This window comes from Streptomyces sp. NPDC101181, assembly GCF_044767975.1.
Lineage (GTDB): Bacteria > Actinomycetota > Actinomycetes > Streptomycetales > Streptomycetaceae > Streptomyces.
The window spans coordinates 83363-97503 of the sequence record NZ_JBIWOX010000009.1; the positions used below are offsets into that span (position 1 = coordinate 83363).

The following is a 14141-nucleotide window of genomic DNA, read 5'->3' on the forward strand; positions in this document are numbered from 1 at the left end:
CGGTCCGTCGGTCCGTTCTTCACACGCGCCAGCCGCACGCGTTGATCGAATTCTCCGGAATGATCATAAAAACGCGCTGAGCACCCAGAATCCACCGACGGGAGGAGACGGCGTGCGCCCTGAGACTGACACCGCAACAGCCGCACGCACACAGCACCGAACGTTGCCACCGCACCGAACAAGCTCAGAACGCACCGAACAAGCTTCAGAACTCGCTTCTTATCCCCGGTCGACGAGCAGCCCGAGTCACACGCTGGTGCCTTGGTTGAAGGCGTCGGCGGGGCCGGGCAGAGGCTCTCTGCGGGCCGTGGTGAACGGCTGAGGCCGGATGCCCGGCCCCACGCGGTGTTCTGCTCGGGGGCCTGTCGTTCCAGGCAGTGGCGGTTGCGCCGCCGCTGCTAGTCCGTGAAGGCCGCCGAGACCGTCTCCCGGGCCACCCGCGGCTACGACGCGGGCAAGGAGTTCAACGGCCACAAGCTGCACCTGGTGGTCGACACCCGGGGCCTGCCACTGATGGTGATGGTCACCCCAGCCTCCCTCAGCGACCGCGACGCGGCCAGGGAAATCCTCGTCCGCCTCCGCACCAGTGGAAGTTCGCCGTCGTGGTCGAGCCATGCAGCCCGATGGGGCAGCCGGCGGTGGACCCGGTCCCAAGCTCGCGCGGTGGCCTTGCCGTAGTTCGTCGTCGCGGTGTGCGTGGTGATCGCGGGCTCGCGCCAGGTCTCGGGCCCGGCGAAGCGGAACTCCGGACCGTGCTTCGGCGGCCGGCCGCCCCTCGGGTCGTGGACCCGGGGCGGCTTCGGCAGCCGCATCATGCGGTCACCGCGGATGCGGCCGATCAGCTCGACCAGCAGGTCCCGCAGCACTCAGGCCAGACGGGTCACGTCGTAGCCCGCGTCCGTCACGATCACGATGTCCGGCTCGCCCGGCACCCACTGGCCCGCCGCGATAGCCGTTCGACGACGTCACGAAGTTGAAATGCCGCACGTCTGAAGGGCTGAGAGTCCGGCGTTATGCTGTCATTCGCTCGATGAGCTGGCGTATTGCCTCATTCGCCGCGTGAGGGGCGTACTGCTTCTTGTACAGGATTCCCGCATGCGTCGCGAGAGAGTGACGCATTTCTCCGTCTTCGAGCAGCTGAATTACTGAATGACTAAACTCTTCTGCCTGGTCCGCCACGCGGAGATGCACTCCGTCTTTCGCTTCCAGCCCTTCGCAGCCGATACTGGTAGAAACGACGGGAATACCGCTGGCGAAGCCTTCCAGAATTTTGATGCGAGTGCCGCCACCGACGCGCAACGGTGCGATCATTACACGCGCCCGGTCAAGATAGGGCTGCATATGCGGAACCTCGCCCACGACGTGGACACCCGGCACTGTTCCCAGCTCTCGCACGGCCTGCGAGGGCTTTCCTACCAGCAGAAGCCGGGCCTGCGGGCACCTGTCACGGATGCTCGGAAAAACTTCCTCGACGAACCAGGTCGCGGCGTCCACGTTGGGTGGCCATTCGTGCCACCCCTGGAACAGGATGGTGTCACCTTCATCGAGCGCGTGATCCTTTGTGTCCTGCCCTGTCTCCTCTTCGCGGCGGTAGGTGTTGGGAACCACCGTGCTGTTGGGGAAGGCGAATTTGGCTGAGTCCAATTCGCTGGTGAAGACCAGCATATCGGCTGCCGCGGCGACTTCGGAGTGGCCGGCTCGGAGACGATCGATCTCGAACCGCTGCGCTTCGAGTGCCGGAGCGTCCAGCGGGCGCCCTTCGGGATTCTTCTTCAGACGCAGCCACCGCTCCAGAATCACGTCCTCCAGGTCGTCGACATCCACCACCGCCTTCCCTTCGACCAAGCCCCTGGCGATGTGCCACAGGCGCTCCCTGTCGTGCCAGATCACGTCGTATGGCTCACCGGCGTTCCACTGCGGCAGTGCTTCGTCGAGGGCTGCCCTGTTCTTGTCATTGTCGTAGGCGTCCTCCAGGAGGAGGACCTTGCGGAAGGGGCCGGCCTGGGGGTCCGACTCCACCGGGGGCAACCCCTGGGAGCGGAACACGACCAGGTCGACCGTTCCGAGCCTGGAAAGAGCTTCGGAGGCGGCCCGGATACGTCGAGCTCCTCCTGTGGCGGCCCACGGCCTGGTTCCGGTGACTACGAGAAACCGCATGGTTTGCCCTTCCCGCGATGAGATGAGAATGGTCGGTGGCTTTGATGTGGTGCTCTACAGGCGCAGAGGCCGACGCAGGCGCTGGCCCATGGTGTCCGGCAGGCTGTCCGCGGCGTTGTCCGGAGCCATGGAGGTGGCAAGCCAGTCGGAGGTGGCTTCGGATTCGAGGTCCAGCTCGGCGGTGATCCCGGATCCGAACAGCGCGTCGGTGTGCGCGACCACCCACGCCATCGGCTGAGCCAGCCCGAAACGCTTGATGAGGTGGTGGACGGCGGTGCGTTCGGCGGGACGGAGCTGATGCCACTCGGTGACCACGTCACCGAACTGCGAGAGCGCCAGCTGCTTGGTCGAGGAGCCACGAGTGAGCCACCCCTCACGGAACAGGTGGAGGCAGGTGAACAAGAAGGCGTAGTGGGGCATCAGTGCGTCCAGGTGCGCCCCCGGACCGGTCTCCACGCTGCGTAGCTCAGCGAACACGTCCTCCATCGACAGCTGCCAAGAACTGGTGTGCCACGTCAGGCTGTTCGCCACATCGACCGAGATGCAGGGGAGCACCGGGTCGGAATTGAGCCTGCGGTAGTGCGGAAGATGATCCGGGGACAGTCGGTAGACACGCAACGCTGCCTTCGATCGCGGCACGAGGGTGCCAGATGGGACGTCGTAGCTGGAGTTTCGGCTGTAGCCGCACGCAGTGGTGAGCACCTCATCGACGGCCTCCCGGTGACGGGGGTGGATCATGAGGTCGATGTCATCGAATATCCGGGCGCCGGACCGTCCGTACAGGGCGTGGTGGGCCACTACCCCTTTTGTCCATGCGCCGGTGACATCGGCGTCGCGCAGGGCCGCGCCGATACGCCGTGCTTCCTCGGTCAGGAGCGCCGCACGATGACGGCCCACGTTGCGCTGGACATCGAGCTGGCGGAGCAGCCGATGGGGAACTGCCTCGCGCAGGTTGTGGACTTCGAGGAAGTTGGCCAAGGCCGCGAGCATGCGGTGGCGCATCGCTTTCCCGATCAGTTCTTCGAAATCGAACGACGGAGTTGCCAGGAGCGCCTGGACGCGGTCGTGTCCGTCGGAGCGCGCGCGGAAGGACGCGATGGCGAGCAGTACCTCCCAGGCCTGGTCGGACCTGTCCACCCGGGCTGGTCCCACGTCAATGCTGGTGGTCATCGTGATGCCTTTCGCTGGGTGTCCCGCATTCCGCGCGGGGCGAAGTGGTGGTTCACAACAGGTGCACGGAACGGTCAATCAGACTGAGAGCGCCCGTCGCGGTCCACAGACGGTCGTTGGAGTAGTTGAGCGCGGCGGAGCGCAGGTCACGAAAGACGCGTTCCAGAGGGAGATGGGCGTCAGCGTTGTAGCCGACCGACAGTCCAGCCAGCTGCACCATGCGGTCGACCGCTTGAAACGTGAGCTCGGAGGCAGCGAGCTTGAGCGTGTTCACATGGATGTGGAGATCGGGCCTGTTGACGTTGTGGCCCTGCTCACGCAGGAGCTCAATCTCCTCGCAGGTCCGCCGCAGGTAGGCGTTGACCAGTTCTAGATCGACCCGGATGCGGGCGATGCGTTCTTGGACCAGCGGCGAACCGCGGTCGGCCGCGACGGTGGATCCGATCTGCCGCAGCAGACCGGAGAACGCACTCTGCGCCGCCCCCAACCAGCACGCGCTCCACGCCAGGTGGGCCAGCGGGACCATGCTGTCCTGAGAAACGTCGCGGAACTGTCCAGGCTGTCCCACCAGCCGGTCCCGGCGAACCGTTCCGTCCAGCCGCAGCCCTCCACTTGCGGTGGCCCGCATTCCCATGGGGTTCCACGTACTGATCGGACGTATCGTCACATCTGACCGAGGAACGTAGACCAACGAGACTCCGTGGTCGGAAGCGTCGTCGCTCTCGCGCATCGTCACCAGGAAGGCGTCGGCGTACTCACCGCCAGTCACTACCGGGGCGGTCCGGCCCAGACAGAGGAGATTCTCGTCAGGTGCGTCGGTCAGGTTCTCGTCGACCGACATCAGATGGCCGCCACTGGAACCGGTGGTGACGGAGGCGAGGTAGATCTCACCGGCGGCGATCCTCGGCAGCACCTCTGCCTTGAGACGGGCGTCGGCGTGCCGGACCAGGCAGTCGACCTGCTGGCAGTGCATCGCCCAGATCAGGGCGGTGGACATGCAGGCACCGGCCAGTTCCTTCGCGAGGCTGACCATGCCGGTGAGGCTGCCGCCCTGGCCTCCGTACTCCGAAGGGACGAGGTAGCCCATGTAGCCGCCGGCGCGCAGCGCCGCCATGCTCTCGACGGGGAAACGTGCCTGCCGGTCGACGTCGCGAGCATGACTGCCGATCAGGTCGATGAGCGAGGCCAGGCCGACGGCTGGTGGTGCTGAGGGAGTGCTGACGTCAGTCACAGAGGATCTCCTCCTGTGTACGTAGTTCGGTACGGCCCACGGCCACCAGGCGGTCGCCGTCGAGCACGACCTCGGCAGGAGGGGTGCGGCTGAGGAATCCCAGGAGACTCGCGGTGGGGCCGTAGGCGCCCGTGTTGGGAATCGCCAGTACCTGGCCCGGGTAGAGGTATGAGGCGTCGATGGAGGGAGCGAGTACGTCGAGCGGTGTGCACAAGGGGCCGACCAATGTGACCGGGTTGTCGACGTCTCTCCGGGAGGAGGGCGCTTCCGCGCCGAGGGGGATCGGGACGACGCTCGGCGGCCGGAGCCGGCCGAGTCCTGACATTCCGCCGAGAACGTTGACGCCGGCGTCCAGCACAGCGAAGGTGCGGTCGCCGCTCCGCTTGACGTCCAGAACAGTGGTGAGCAGGGTCCCTGCGGACGCTGCCAGTGCCCGGCCGGACTCAAAGACGACACGGGTGCCGAGCCGGTGTCGATCGGGGAAGGCCGTGTCCAGCACAGCATCGACGGCTGCTCGTAGCCGGGGCAGGCGCGGCACCGGCCCGGGGCGGGCGAACGGGGCGGGGAACCCTCCGCCGAGGTCAAGCACGGAGGGTGTGAATCCCGCCCGTCCGGCTATAGCCGCGACCGTGCGGACGGACTGCTCGAACTCTGCCGCCAGTTCCGCGGGATCAGCGATATTGGTCGCGCTGAAGGTGTGCAGACCCACTGGCCGGGCGCGACCGAGGGGACGCAGGAGCTGGTCGAGGGACTGCGTGTCGGTGTGATCGACACCGAACGCGCTGGCACGGCCGCCCATGCGCAGAGACCCTCCGGTGCTGCCCCGCGGGCTGTTCACGCGTACCAGGTACTCGGCCGTGCTATCGGTCTCGGCGCATGCATCAGCGAGGCGCTGCCGGTCGGTGACCGACTCGACGGAGAACAAACGGACCCCACGTCGGAGAGCCTGCTCCACTTCCTCCCGGGTCTTGCCCGGCCCGCTGTACAGCACGTGCTCCGCCGGGCAGCCGGCCGCCAGCGCCGTGTCCAGCTCGCCGGTCGAACTGACCTCTGCCTGCGCGCCAGAGGCGATGAGCTCCGCCACGACTCTGGGATGCGGATTGGCCTTGAGTGAGTAGAACAGCTCTGAGTCCGGCAGGTCGCCTCGGAGAGCGGCGAAGGACGAGCGTAGAACGGCGAGATCGTAGACGTAGGCGGGAGTTCCGACGCGCTGTGCGAGCGCGTCCAGACGACGGCTGGTCGCCCCGTCGATGCCCGATTCCATGGAAAACCCGGTCATGATCCCGTCCCCGCGAACTGACGGAGAGCCGCCACGTCGATCTTCCCGTGAGCCGTCAGGGGGAGCCTGTCGAGGACGACGCAGCGGTCCGGCGTTCGTTCCGGGCCCAGGCGCGCCCTGATTCCGTCGAGCACCTGACTCGGTGAAAGCGATGTCTCCGCCCACACACAAAGTCGGCCGTCGGGGCCGGGGGGAAGGGCCGCGGCGGCATTGACGCCGGGAATATCTGCCAGGACGGCCTCTAGTTCCGTCCGGCTCATCCGCCATCCGTGGTACTTGAAGATGTCGTCGTCACGACCCACGAAGTACAGTCGCCCCGCTTCATCGAGCTTCCCTCTGTCACCGGTGAACACCGCCATGCCCTGGCCGTCCGGTGCGACGCGAAACCTCCGGGCGGTCTCGGTCGGCGAGTGCCAGTAGCCCGCCATGACGTGAGGCCCCGCAGAGACGATCTCGCCGATCTCGCCCGGAGGGAGCGGCACCCCGGCCGCGTCCACGACGAACAGCCGTGTGCCGGGCAGCGAACCCCCGACGCTGCCGGGATGAACAAGGTCCTCGTCAGGCGGGGCCACCGTGATGCGTTTGCACTCGCTCATGCCGTACATCAGCACGACGCCGGCTCCGGGAAACGCCGTACGCAGCTGTGCCGAGTGTGCCGGGGGCAGTGCCGCGCCCGTGTTGGTAAACAGCCGGACTCCGGTCGGCGTGCGGTCTCGACGGGCCAACCGCGCCAGCGTGAGAGCCAACGCGGGAACCACGGGGACGACCGTGGCCCCGACAGCTCGCATCTCGGCCAGCTCTCGGGCAGACAACTCCCCGGTAGGTACGACGAGTTCGGCACCGGTGAGGGCGCAGAGGAACAGTTGGTAGAGGCCGTAGTCAAAGGAAACCGGAAGCCTGTTCCATACGACGTCGCCCAAACGGTAGCCCACTTGCTTGGCGATGGCCCGTACTGCGAACAGGACTGCGGAGTGAGGGCACACGATCCCTTTCGGGCGACCGGTGCTACCCGAGGTGTATATCAAGAAGGCAGTTTCGGAGCCGTTGATCTGCACCGAGGGCGCCGCAGGAGCATCCCCACCGCTCAGATCGGTGAGCCTCATGACGGTGGCACCGATCCGCTCCGCCTCGTCGGCCGTCCCTCCCTCCGCGACAACGAGAACAGGATCGGCGTCCCGGATCTGCCACTCCAGCTCATAGGCGGTTGCTCGGTGTCTGGCGGGGACGAGGATCGCTCCGAGCCGCAGAACCGCGGAGAGCACAGCGGCGAAGCGCGGACCGGGGGCGAGGGAGACGACCACCCGGTCGCCCCGCCCCACCCCAGCGGCCGCTAGCCTTCCGGCGATCCGCTGTCCAGTCAGCTCAAGTTCGGACCAAGTGAGCAACTCCGCACCGGCGGTGCGGACCGCGGTCTGCGAGGCGTGGGCCCGCGCCGCGAAATCCAGGAGACCGACCAAGCTGATGTGTTCTTGCGGAGCAGGACGCATCGCCACAGCCTCCGGAGGTATCGAGACGGTCATCGCGTCACCTTCCCTACATCTACAGCCATGGACCCCACCCTTCTCTCGGTCGTCGCCAGGCAGCATCGCTCGGTCTGTACCCACGATGTCCTCTGCCGGACCGGCCGTCCTTCAATTTGCTGATATACGCAAAGAATGCGAGGGAACAGGTTGCGGGATGGTCATTCCGGTGTAGTGTCCCTGACCATTGGAGCCAATCTGTCGCGGACATCAAGAGGCTATTCAGTATTCCGTTTGAGTGCGGCAGTCCACCTTTGCAGCCTGATAAATATGGCGGATCGATTCTTCAGAATTTCGCCGGAAAATGAGAAGGAGGGGACCATGGAACAGACGGATATTGCTGACGCGATTCGCGAGGTCGTTCGTGAGATTGTTCCTCAGGCGACCGGCATGGAGGACGGTGCCTTGCTGAGCTCTTTCGGCCTGGACTCGCTGGCCGGCGTGGAACTCACCCTTCGTCTGGAGGACCGTTTCGGTGTGGTCTTCGAGGATGACGAGATGATGTTCGAGCATTTCGAGAGCGTCAAATCTATTGTCGAACTGCTGTCAGCGAAGAATCTGGCCTGACTGCTGCGGGAGTTCTCTTTTCTGTGCTGAGGGAAATCGGATCCGCTTCGGATCGACCAAGGGCTGCCATGTTTGGATGGCGTCGCCGTACTGGTGCCGAAGGCGGCAACTCATATGGCGACCGTCAGGAGGTCGGGTGGTGAAATTACGCATGTCCCCTTTGGGGTTATCCCAGGCCAGATCGTTGATAGCCGAGCGTCTCCACCTCATACGGATGTGCGCCACCGACCGCCGAGCCGGCGGTGCCCTGGTCCTGGTTCACCTGTGGACCGCGATTGTGCCCGCGCTCAGCGCCGTGATCACCGGATGGCTCGCGGCCGGACTGACCGAAGCCGCGTCCGAGCGTCAGACCGCCTCGACGCTGGTGTGGCCGCTGGTCGCGGTCTCCGTGCTCCTGGTGGCGGAGGAGATTCTCACTTCGGTGGGAGTGACCTTGGAACAGTTCACGGCCGGACGTCTGGATGCTCAGATACGGCGGCGGGTTCGGCGCCTGGCGACGGCGCCGTTGAACATGACGCACCTGGAAGATCCGGTTTTCGCCGACGACGCCGCCCGTGCCTCGGATGTCGGTGAGGGGCGGGTCCGCTCTCCGGGAACCGCAGCAGTCGGCCAGCTCCGGCTCCTCTTCCGCTTTCTGGGGGCGTTGGGTTCTGCGGCTGTCATCGCCCTGACCTTCTCCTGGTGGCTCGCCGCCCTTTTGCTCGCAGTCTGCGTGATCAACCGGGCACTGCTGCGGCGCTGGTGGGTCCATCTGGCACAGGTTCGCGACGAACGCGAGTCGCTACGGCGGCGCGCACAGTACTGGAGCGACGTCGCCTCGGGGAGGCCGGCCGCCAAGGAGATCCGCATCTTCGGCCTGCACGAGTGGGTGGTCAAGCGGCGCAGCCGTGCAGTCCTGGCCTGGGCGGAGACCATCTGGTCCACCCGTCGGGGCATCCTGCGCCAGCAAGGCTGGATCGTCCTTCTGTCCGCGATCGCCGCCGGATCCGCGCTCCTCCTGCCGGGGCTGGCCGCCGCACGCGGCAGCCTTGCTGTCGGCGAGTTGATGACCGTGATCGTGGCCGCGTGGGGCGTCTTCCAGATCGCCGCCATGGGGCGGGAAGCGTTCGACATCGAATACGGTCTTGGCGCGGTCAGAGCGCTGGACCGACTCGCCACCGACTTCCGTGAGACCGCCGCGCCCACCGCTGTCCTGGGCGGGCCCGCCGGCACCCTCTCAGTGCCGCGACAGTCGGGCGACTCTGCTGCCGGCCCGCAGAAGCGGAACCCGGTGACGCTGCGCACCGAGGGACTGGTCTTCGCCTACCCCGGCAGCCGACGCCGGATCATGGACGGTCTGAACCTGACCGTTCATGCGGGAGAAGTAGTCGGGCTCGTCGGGCACAACGGCGTCGGCAAGACCACATTGATCAAACTGCTCGCAGGCCTCTACCCCCCCACCGCCGGAGCCCTGTTCGTCGACGGGCGGCCCTTGGACGCGTCGGAGATGGAGGCCTGGCGCAGGCGCGTCGCAGTCGTCTTCCAGGACTTCAACCGCTATCCGCTCACTCTCGCCGACAACATCGCCCTCTCGGCGCCCGAACACCGGCACGACAGGGAGGGGATCCGCGCCGCCGCACGCCGCGCCGGTGTCGACGTCATCGCCGCGAACCGACCCGACGGCTACGACACCGTGCTCAGCGCCGACCGTGCCGATGGCTCCGACCTTTCCGGCGGTCAGTGGCAGCGCGTCGCGATCGCGCGTGCGGTCTTCGCCGTCGAGCATGGTCGTGACCTGCTGGTCCTGGACGAGCCGACAGCCCATCTGGACGTGGAGGCGGAAACCCGGTTCTTCCGTCAGGTCGTCGCCGAGGTGACGGGGGCGACCGTACTGCTCATCTCCCACCGCCTGTCCACGGTGCGCCGGGCGGACCGGATCGTCCTTCTGGAATCCGGACGGGTCACCGAGCAGGGCACTCACCGTGAACTGCTGGACTTCGAGGGGGAGTACGCCCGCCTCTTCCGGCTCCAGGCTGCTCGCTTCGTCGACACCCACCCGCACACCGGGAGGAAGGAGGCCTCACGATGAAGGGCAGGAATCCAAGGAGTGAGGGCGAGCAAGGCGCCGCCATCTTGCGCATCGCCCATCACACCTTCGCGTTGGCCTGGCGCATCGACCCCTCTGTGGTGACTGTGGTCGTCTGTCTCTCCCTCGCACAAGCGGGTGCGGTCGCCGCCACGGGTCTGAGCCAGCGCTGGGTCGTGGACGCGGCGCAGCACTCCGGCGGGCCGCCACTCGCCGCCCTCGCCCTGGCAGTCCTGATCGGGGTTGCCGCCCACGTCACCGCCGCGGCCGGCAACCGCACCCGGTACAACTACCAGCACGACCTCACCGACCGCGTCGACCTGGAGGTGAACCGGGAGATCCTGACCCGCACCGCGTCCATCCCCACCCTGGAACACCTCGAACGCCCCGACTTTCTCAACCGCTTGGAGCTTCTGCGCCGCCACACAGCCTCCCTCGCCGGCTCCTGCTGGGCGATGTCCGACACTGCGATCGCCGTGATCAGCGCCGGACTCTCGCTGTGGCTCCTGGTCGGGGTCCATCCGGCCCTCGGTGCACTGTCGCTGCTCGCCCTGCCCCCTTTGTGGGCAGCGGACCGCGCCAAGCGCAGTCTCGCCGCCGCTCGCACGGCCACAGCCGAGGACCAGCGTCTCGAGGACCGGATCCACCGCATGTTCCTGGCGCCGGAGTCAGGTAAGGAGATCTACCTGGCGGGGGCGGGCCCTGCCCTGGACGAGACCGCCCACGCCGCCCGTTCCCGCGTTGTCAACGCCGTACTCAAGGCTCGGCTCGGCGCCCTCGGCAGGCAGCTCAGCGGCTGGATATGCTACGCGGCCGGCTACATCGGCGCTCTGATTCTCACGGTGTCACTGGTGGTCCGGGGCGCGGCCTCGCTCGGGGATCTCATGCTGGTCATCACCTTGGGTACGCAACTGCGTTCCCAGATTCGCGGCACGGTTTCCGGCTACTCCCTGATCGCCGAGGCGGGTCACGCCACCGACCACTACCTCTGGTTGCTGGCTCACGCCCGCCAGCAGCGGGACACCGGCACGCAAGCCGTCCCCGACCTGCGGGGGAACGGTATCCAGGTGCGCGACGTAGGCTTCGCCTACCCCGGTTCACATGAACATGTGCTGTCCGGTGTGAACCTCGACCTGCGGCCCGGAACGACGGTGGCGGTGGTCGGTGCGAACGGCGCGGGTAAGACCACTCTGGTCAAGTTGCTGAGTGGGATGTACGCGCCCACCGCCGGGAGCATCGAGGTTGGCGGTGTGCCCCTGGTCGAGCTTGACACCGCAGCCTGGCGCCGCCGGCTCAGCGCTGCCTTCCAGGATTTCTTCCGCTTCCAGCTACCCGTCCAGCAGACCGTGGGGATCGGCGAGCCCGACGCCATGGACGACGTGGAAGAGGTAGCTCGTGCGGTGCGCGAGGCGGGGGCCGAATCGATCGTTGATCGGTTGCCCGACGGCCTGGACACCCAACTGGGCATGGTGTACGGCGGATCCGAACTCTCCCAAGGCCAATGGCAGCGCCTCGCCGTAGCCCGGGCCCTGATGCGCCGGCATCCGCTTCTCCTCGTACTGGACGAGCCCACTGCGGCCCTCGACCCGCTGGCCGAGCACGAACTGTACGAGGTCTTCATGCGGCAGGCCGCCGCGGATCCGGACCGGATCACGCTGCTGGTCTCCCACCGCTTCTCCACCGTGCGCAGAGCCGACCACATCGTGGTCCTGGACGGAGGGAGCGTCACCGAACAGGGGACTCACGTCGAGTTAATGGCCCGCCAGGGCCGCTACGCGGAGCTCTACACCGTCCAAGCCGCCGCGTACCAGGATGAGCTCGCGGATATGCCGATCGACCGGTGGAGCGGCTTGTGAGAGGTCGGCTGCCGACTCTGATCGCCATGCTGTCATCCGTCGCACGTCACTTCCACTCGCAATGCGGCCGTGCACCAGTCCCTTTGATCGCCCTGAGGCAGTCCCTATCCGAACTCCAGGAGTTCCTCCATGCCGAAAAACGCCTTCTTCAAGTACGCATATCCCTCTCTATTTGATTCTGCGTCAACTCTCGTGGTGGATCGAAGGAGGGAAGCACGGTGAACGGTTCCAAGGAGGATCGGACCGAACGGCTCGACCGGACGGGTGAACTGTATGCCGGTCGTAAACGCGACTCCATGCTGACCCGGGGGCTGGCGATCCTCAGCGCGTTCAGGACGGACGACGTGGAAGTCACGCTGGCCGAACTGGCCCGCCGCGCTGGTCTGCCCAAGCCCACCGCCCACCGGCTCGTCGCTGAACTCCTGGACTCCGGGTTCCTGGAACGCGGCCAACGCGGCCTCGTCCTGGGGCGGCAGGTGTTCGTGCTGGGCGGTCGCCTCCAGCGCGATCAGAAGATCCGCGTGCTGGCCCATCCCCAGCTGCAGAAACTGCGCCGGAGCGCCGGGGTGTCCATGGTCTGTCTGTCCGTCGCCCGTGGCCGCGACGTGATCCATCTCCTGCGGGTGGGCAGGTCCCGGGTGGCCGACGAGCGCGAGGAGATCGTGGACTTGGGTTCTCGCAGGGTGCTGGCACAGATATCCAAACCGGGTCCGGCGACCGGCCCGGTGGTGCGGCTGGAGGACGCCGTCCGCGCGAGCGCGGTGCTGGCCTGCCCCATCCGACTGCCCGGGGCGGCCGAGGCGCTGGCGCTCTCTGTGCTGAGTGTGGCGGGGCAGCAGGACCGCAGCGCCCTGGCCAGGGAACTGCAACACACCGCCCAGGAATTGGCGACCCGCATCGCAACACTGCCGGACTCCCGCGCGGTCACCATCGCGTCGACTGCGGACGTCAGCGGCGCCGCCTAGCCAGTCCGGGATCCCGACGGAACAGTTGGTCAGAAGAGAAAAGGAATCCCTGTATGAGCAGCCCAGCCCCCCTCGTCGACATGGACGCCCTGAGCGGCGCCGTCCTGAACTCCTCTCCATTCGTCTGGGGCACTGTCCGCGGCATGCTGCGCCAACCCGCCCTCGACCGGCTCGTCCAGGAGTTCCCCGACCATGGTTTCACCCGCACCGCACGGCCGAGCGGACGACCGGGAGAGAAGGGATACAGCACGGACAACCTCACCCTCGTGGACTGTGACGAGGTGGTCGATGAGGGGTTCCGGCACCTCACCCCCGTGTGGCGGGACCTGGTCACGGCCCTGATGTCCGACGAGTACCGGGAGGTGATCGGCAAGCTGATCTCCAAGGACGTGTCCCGGGCCCGGCTGGAGATCAGGGCAGTCCGCTACTCGGCGGGGGCGTGGATCGACCCGCACACCGACCGTACCGACAAACTCGTGACGCAGACCTGGTACTTCAACGACCATTGGCCGGCCGCCAACGAGGGGCAATTCCTGGTGTTGCGCTCGCCCGCCGCCGACGACGTGGCCGAGCGGATCCTGCCGCTCGCCGGTGAGTCCATCGTGCTGTGCCCGTCGGAGCGCTCCTGGCACGCCGTCACCCCGGTATCCGATGCCGTAAAGGGGGACCGAAAGGTCCTCCTGCTGCATCTGACGGCGCTCTGAGGTCGCGGAAAGCTGATTCATAGCCCCGCCGATCGGAGGACCCGTCCCTGGTGACCACCGACACCCGGTCCGTCCGTGCGGCCGTGGGCGGCGCGAAGACCACGACGGGACTTGGCTGCCAACAAGAGGGTGTCGTGGCGCAAGCGGGGACAGGCCGTCGACGTCCTGGGACTGATCATCGGTGCCGTGGTGCAGGCGGCCTCCGCCCGGGACAACGCTGCCGGCACCGCATTGCTCGACCAGGCGGCCGAGCGGTGCGGGATGCGCCTGGAGAAGGTCCTGGTTGACCAGGGCAAGGGCTTCGTCCCGTAGCCCGGGCGGTGGATCGTGGAGCAGGTGAACGGAACGTTGATGCTCCACCGCCGCCTGGCCCGCGACGAACACCGGCCCGACTCCTCCACCTCGCGCGTCCACTGGGCCTCCATCGCGAACATGACCCGTCGCCTCACCACACCCGCCCCCACCAGGCGCGACACTCTCGGTCTGGCCGCGTGAACATCGCTGGACTCCTGGCCCAGTCCCAGATCATGTTGCACGCCACCGTCCCGGATCACCGGGGGCGGGACCCTGCTGGCGGCGCACCCCAGAGCGACGGGCCGCGGCGTTCGCGTCGTGGACGAGACGCAC

The 14141-nt window shown here is 66.9% G+C and carries 10 protein-coding genes and 3 pseudogenes; 7 read left to right on the forward strand and 6 right to left on the reverse strand.

What is annotated here, in order from left to right; translation table 11 throughout:
- Window positions 1-402: 402 nt before the first annotated feature.
- A pseudogene (locus tag ACIRRU_RS15680) lies at window positions 403-573 on the forward strand (transposase); the annotation flags it as partial.
- A gap of 7 nt (window positions 574-580) precedes the next feature.
- Here ACIRRU_RS15680 and ACIRRU_RS15685 read toward each other — a convergent pair.
- The 6 genes and pseudogenes from ACIRRU_RS15685 to ACIRRU_RS15710 all read right to left on the reverse strand — a co-directional run.
- Window positions 581-982 (reverse strand): annotated as a pseudogene (locus ACIRRU_RS15685) (transposase); the annotation flags it as partial.
- Between the two features lie 29 nt (window positions 983-1011).
- Window positions 1012-2019, reverse strand: a complete 1008-nt coding sequence (locus ACIRRU_RS15690) for a glycosyltransferase family 4 protein (RefSeq protein ID WP_403680423.1) — start codon at window positions 2017-2019, stop codon at window positions 1012-1014.
- A gap of 192 nt (window positions 2020-2211) precedes the next feature.
- Window positions 2212-3327: a nucleotidyltransferase family protein gene (locus ACIRRU_RS15695; protein WP_403680425.1), complete on the reverse strand. Its 1116-nt coding sequence runs from the start codon at window positions 3325-3327 to the stop codon at window positions 2212-2214.
- A gap of 52 nt (window positions 3328-3379) precedes the next feature.
- Window positions 3380-4558, reverse strand: coding sequence for an acyl-CoA dehydrogenase family protein (locus ACIRRU_RS15700; RefSeq protein ID WP_403680428.1), 1179 nt, complete (start codon window positions 4556-4558; stop codon window positions 3380-3382).
- Window positions 4551-5837, reverse strand: coding sequence for a type III PLP-dependent enzyme (locus ACIRRU_RS15705; RefSeq protein ID WP_403680429.1), 1287 nt, complete (start codon window positions 5835-5837; stop codon window positions 4551-4553). The genes ACIRRU_RS15700 and ACIRRU_RS15705 overlap by 8 nt, the downstream gene beginning before the upstream one ends.
- Window positions 5834-7357, reverse strand: a complete 1524-nt coding sequence (locus tag ACIRRU_RS15710) for a class I adenylate-forming enzyme family protein (protein ID WP_403680432.1) — start codon at window positions 7355-7357, stop codon at window positions 5834-5836. The genes ACIRRU_RS15705 and ACIRRU_RS15710 overlap by 4 nt, the downstream gene beginning before the upstream one ends.
- A gap of 321 nt (window positions 7358-7678) precedes the next feature.
- Here ACIRRU_RS15710 and ACIRRU_RS15715 point away from each other — a divergent pair, with 321 nt between their 5' ends.
- From ACIRRU_RS15715 to ACIRRU_RS15740, 6 genes and pseudogenes are all read left to right on the forward strand, one after another.
- Complete coding sequence (locus tag ACIRRU_RS15715) at window positions 7679-7924, forward strand: acyl carrier protein (RefSeq protein ID WP_403680435.1); 246 nt, start codon at window positions 7679-7681, stop codon at window positions 7922-7924.
- A 214-nt stretch (window positions 7925-8138) separates the two neighbouring features.
- Complete coding sequence (locus tag ACIRRU_RS15720) at window positions 8139-9992, forward strand: ABC transporter ATP-binding protein (RefSeq protein ID WP_403680438.1); 1854 nt, start codon at window positions 8139-8141, stop codon at window positions 9990-9992.
- The gene (locus ACIRRU_RS15725; RefSeq protein ID WP_403680441.1) at window positions 9989-11845 is read left to right on the forward strand and encodes an ABC transporter ATP-binding protein; all 1857 of its coding nucleotides are present in this window, start codon (window positions 9989-9991) and stop codon (window positions 11843-11845) included. Before ACIRRU_RS15720 ends, ACIRRU_RS15725 begins: the two co-directional genes overlap by 4 nt.
- Before the next feature lie 218 nt (window positions 11846-12063).
- Window positions 12064-12810 (forward strand): helix-turn-helix domain-containing protein, encoded by a 747-nt coding sequence (locus tag ACIRRU_RS15730; RefSeq protein WP_403680443.1) that lies wholly within the window; start codon window positions 12064-12066, stop codon window positions 12808-12810.
- A gap of 53 nt (window positions 12811-12863) precedes the next feature.
- A complete protein-coding gene (locus ACIRRU_RS15735; RefSeq protein WP_403680445.1) occupies window positions 12864-13514 on the forward strand; it encodes a 2OG-Fe(II) oxygenase in 651 nt (216 codons plus the stop codon).
- Between the two features lie 26 nt (window positions 13515-13540).
- Window positions 13541-14009: pseudogene (locus ACIRRU_RS15740) on the forward strand (IS5/IS1182 family transposase); the annotation flags it as partial.
- Window positions 14010-14141 lie beyond the last annotated feature (132 nt).

What these genes read in the sequence shown, in the direction of transcription:
- ACIRRU_RS15695 (WP_403680425.1), bottom strand. Translation starts at nt 3,327, where the DNA reads ATGACCACCAGCATTGACGTGGGACCAGCCCGGGTGGACAGGTCCGAC.
- ACIRRU_RS15705 (WP_403680429.1), bottom strand. Translation starts at nt 5,837, where the DNA reads ATGACCGGGTTTTCCATGGAATCGGGCATCGACGGGGCGACCAGCCGT.
- ACIRRU_RS15710 (WP_403680432.1), bottom strand. Translation starts at nt 7,357, where the DNA reads ATGACCGTCTCGATACCTCCGGAGGCTGTGGCGATGCGTCCTGCTCCG.
- ACIRRU_RS15715 (WP_403680435.1), top strand. Translation starts at nt 7,679, where the DNA reads ATGGAACAGACGGATATTGCTGACGCGATTCGCGAGGTCGTTCGTGAG.
- ACIRRU_RS15720 (WP_403680438.1), top strand. Translation starts at nt 8,139, where the DNA reads ATGTGCGCCACCGACCGCCGAGCCGGCGGTGCCCTGGTCCTGGTTCAC.
- ACIRRU_RS15725 (WP_403680441.1), top strand. Translation starts at nt 9,989, where the DNA reads ATGAAGGGCAGGAATCCAAGGAGTGAGGGCGAGCAAGGCGCCGCCATC.
- ACIRRU_RS15735 (WP_403680445.1), top strand. Translation starts at nt 12,864, where the DNA reads ATGAGCAGCCCAGCCCCCCTCGTCGACATGGACGCCCTGAGCGGCGCC.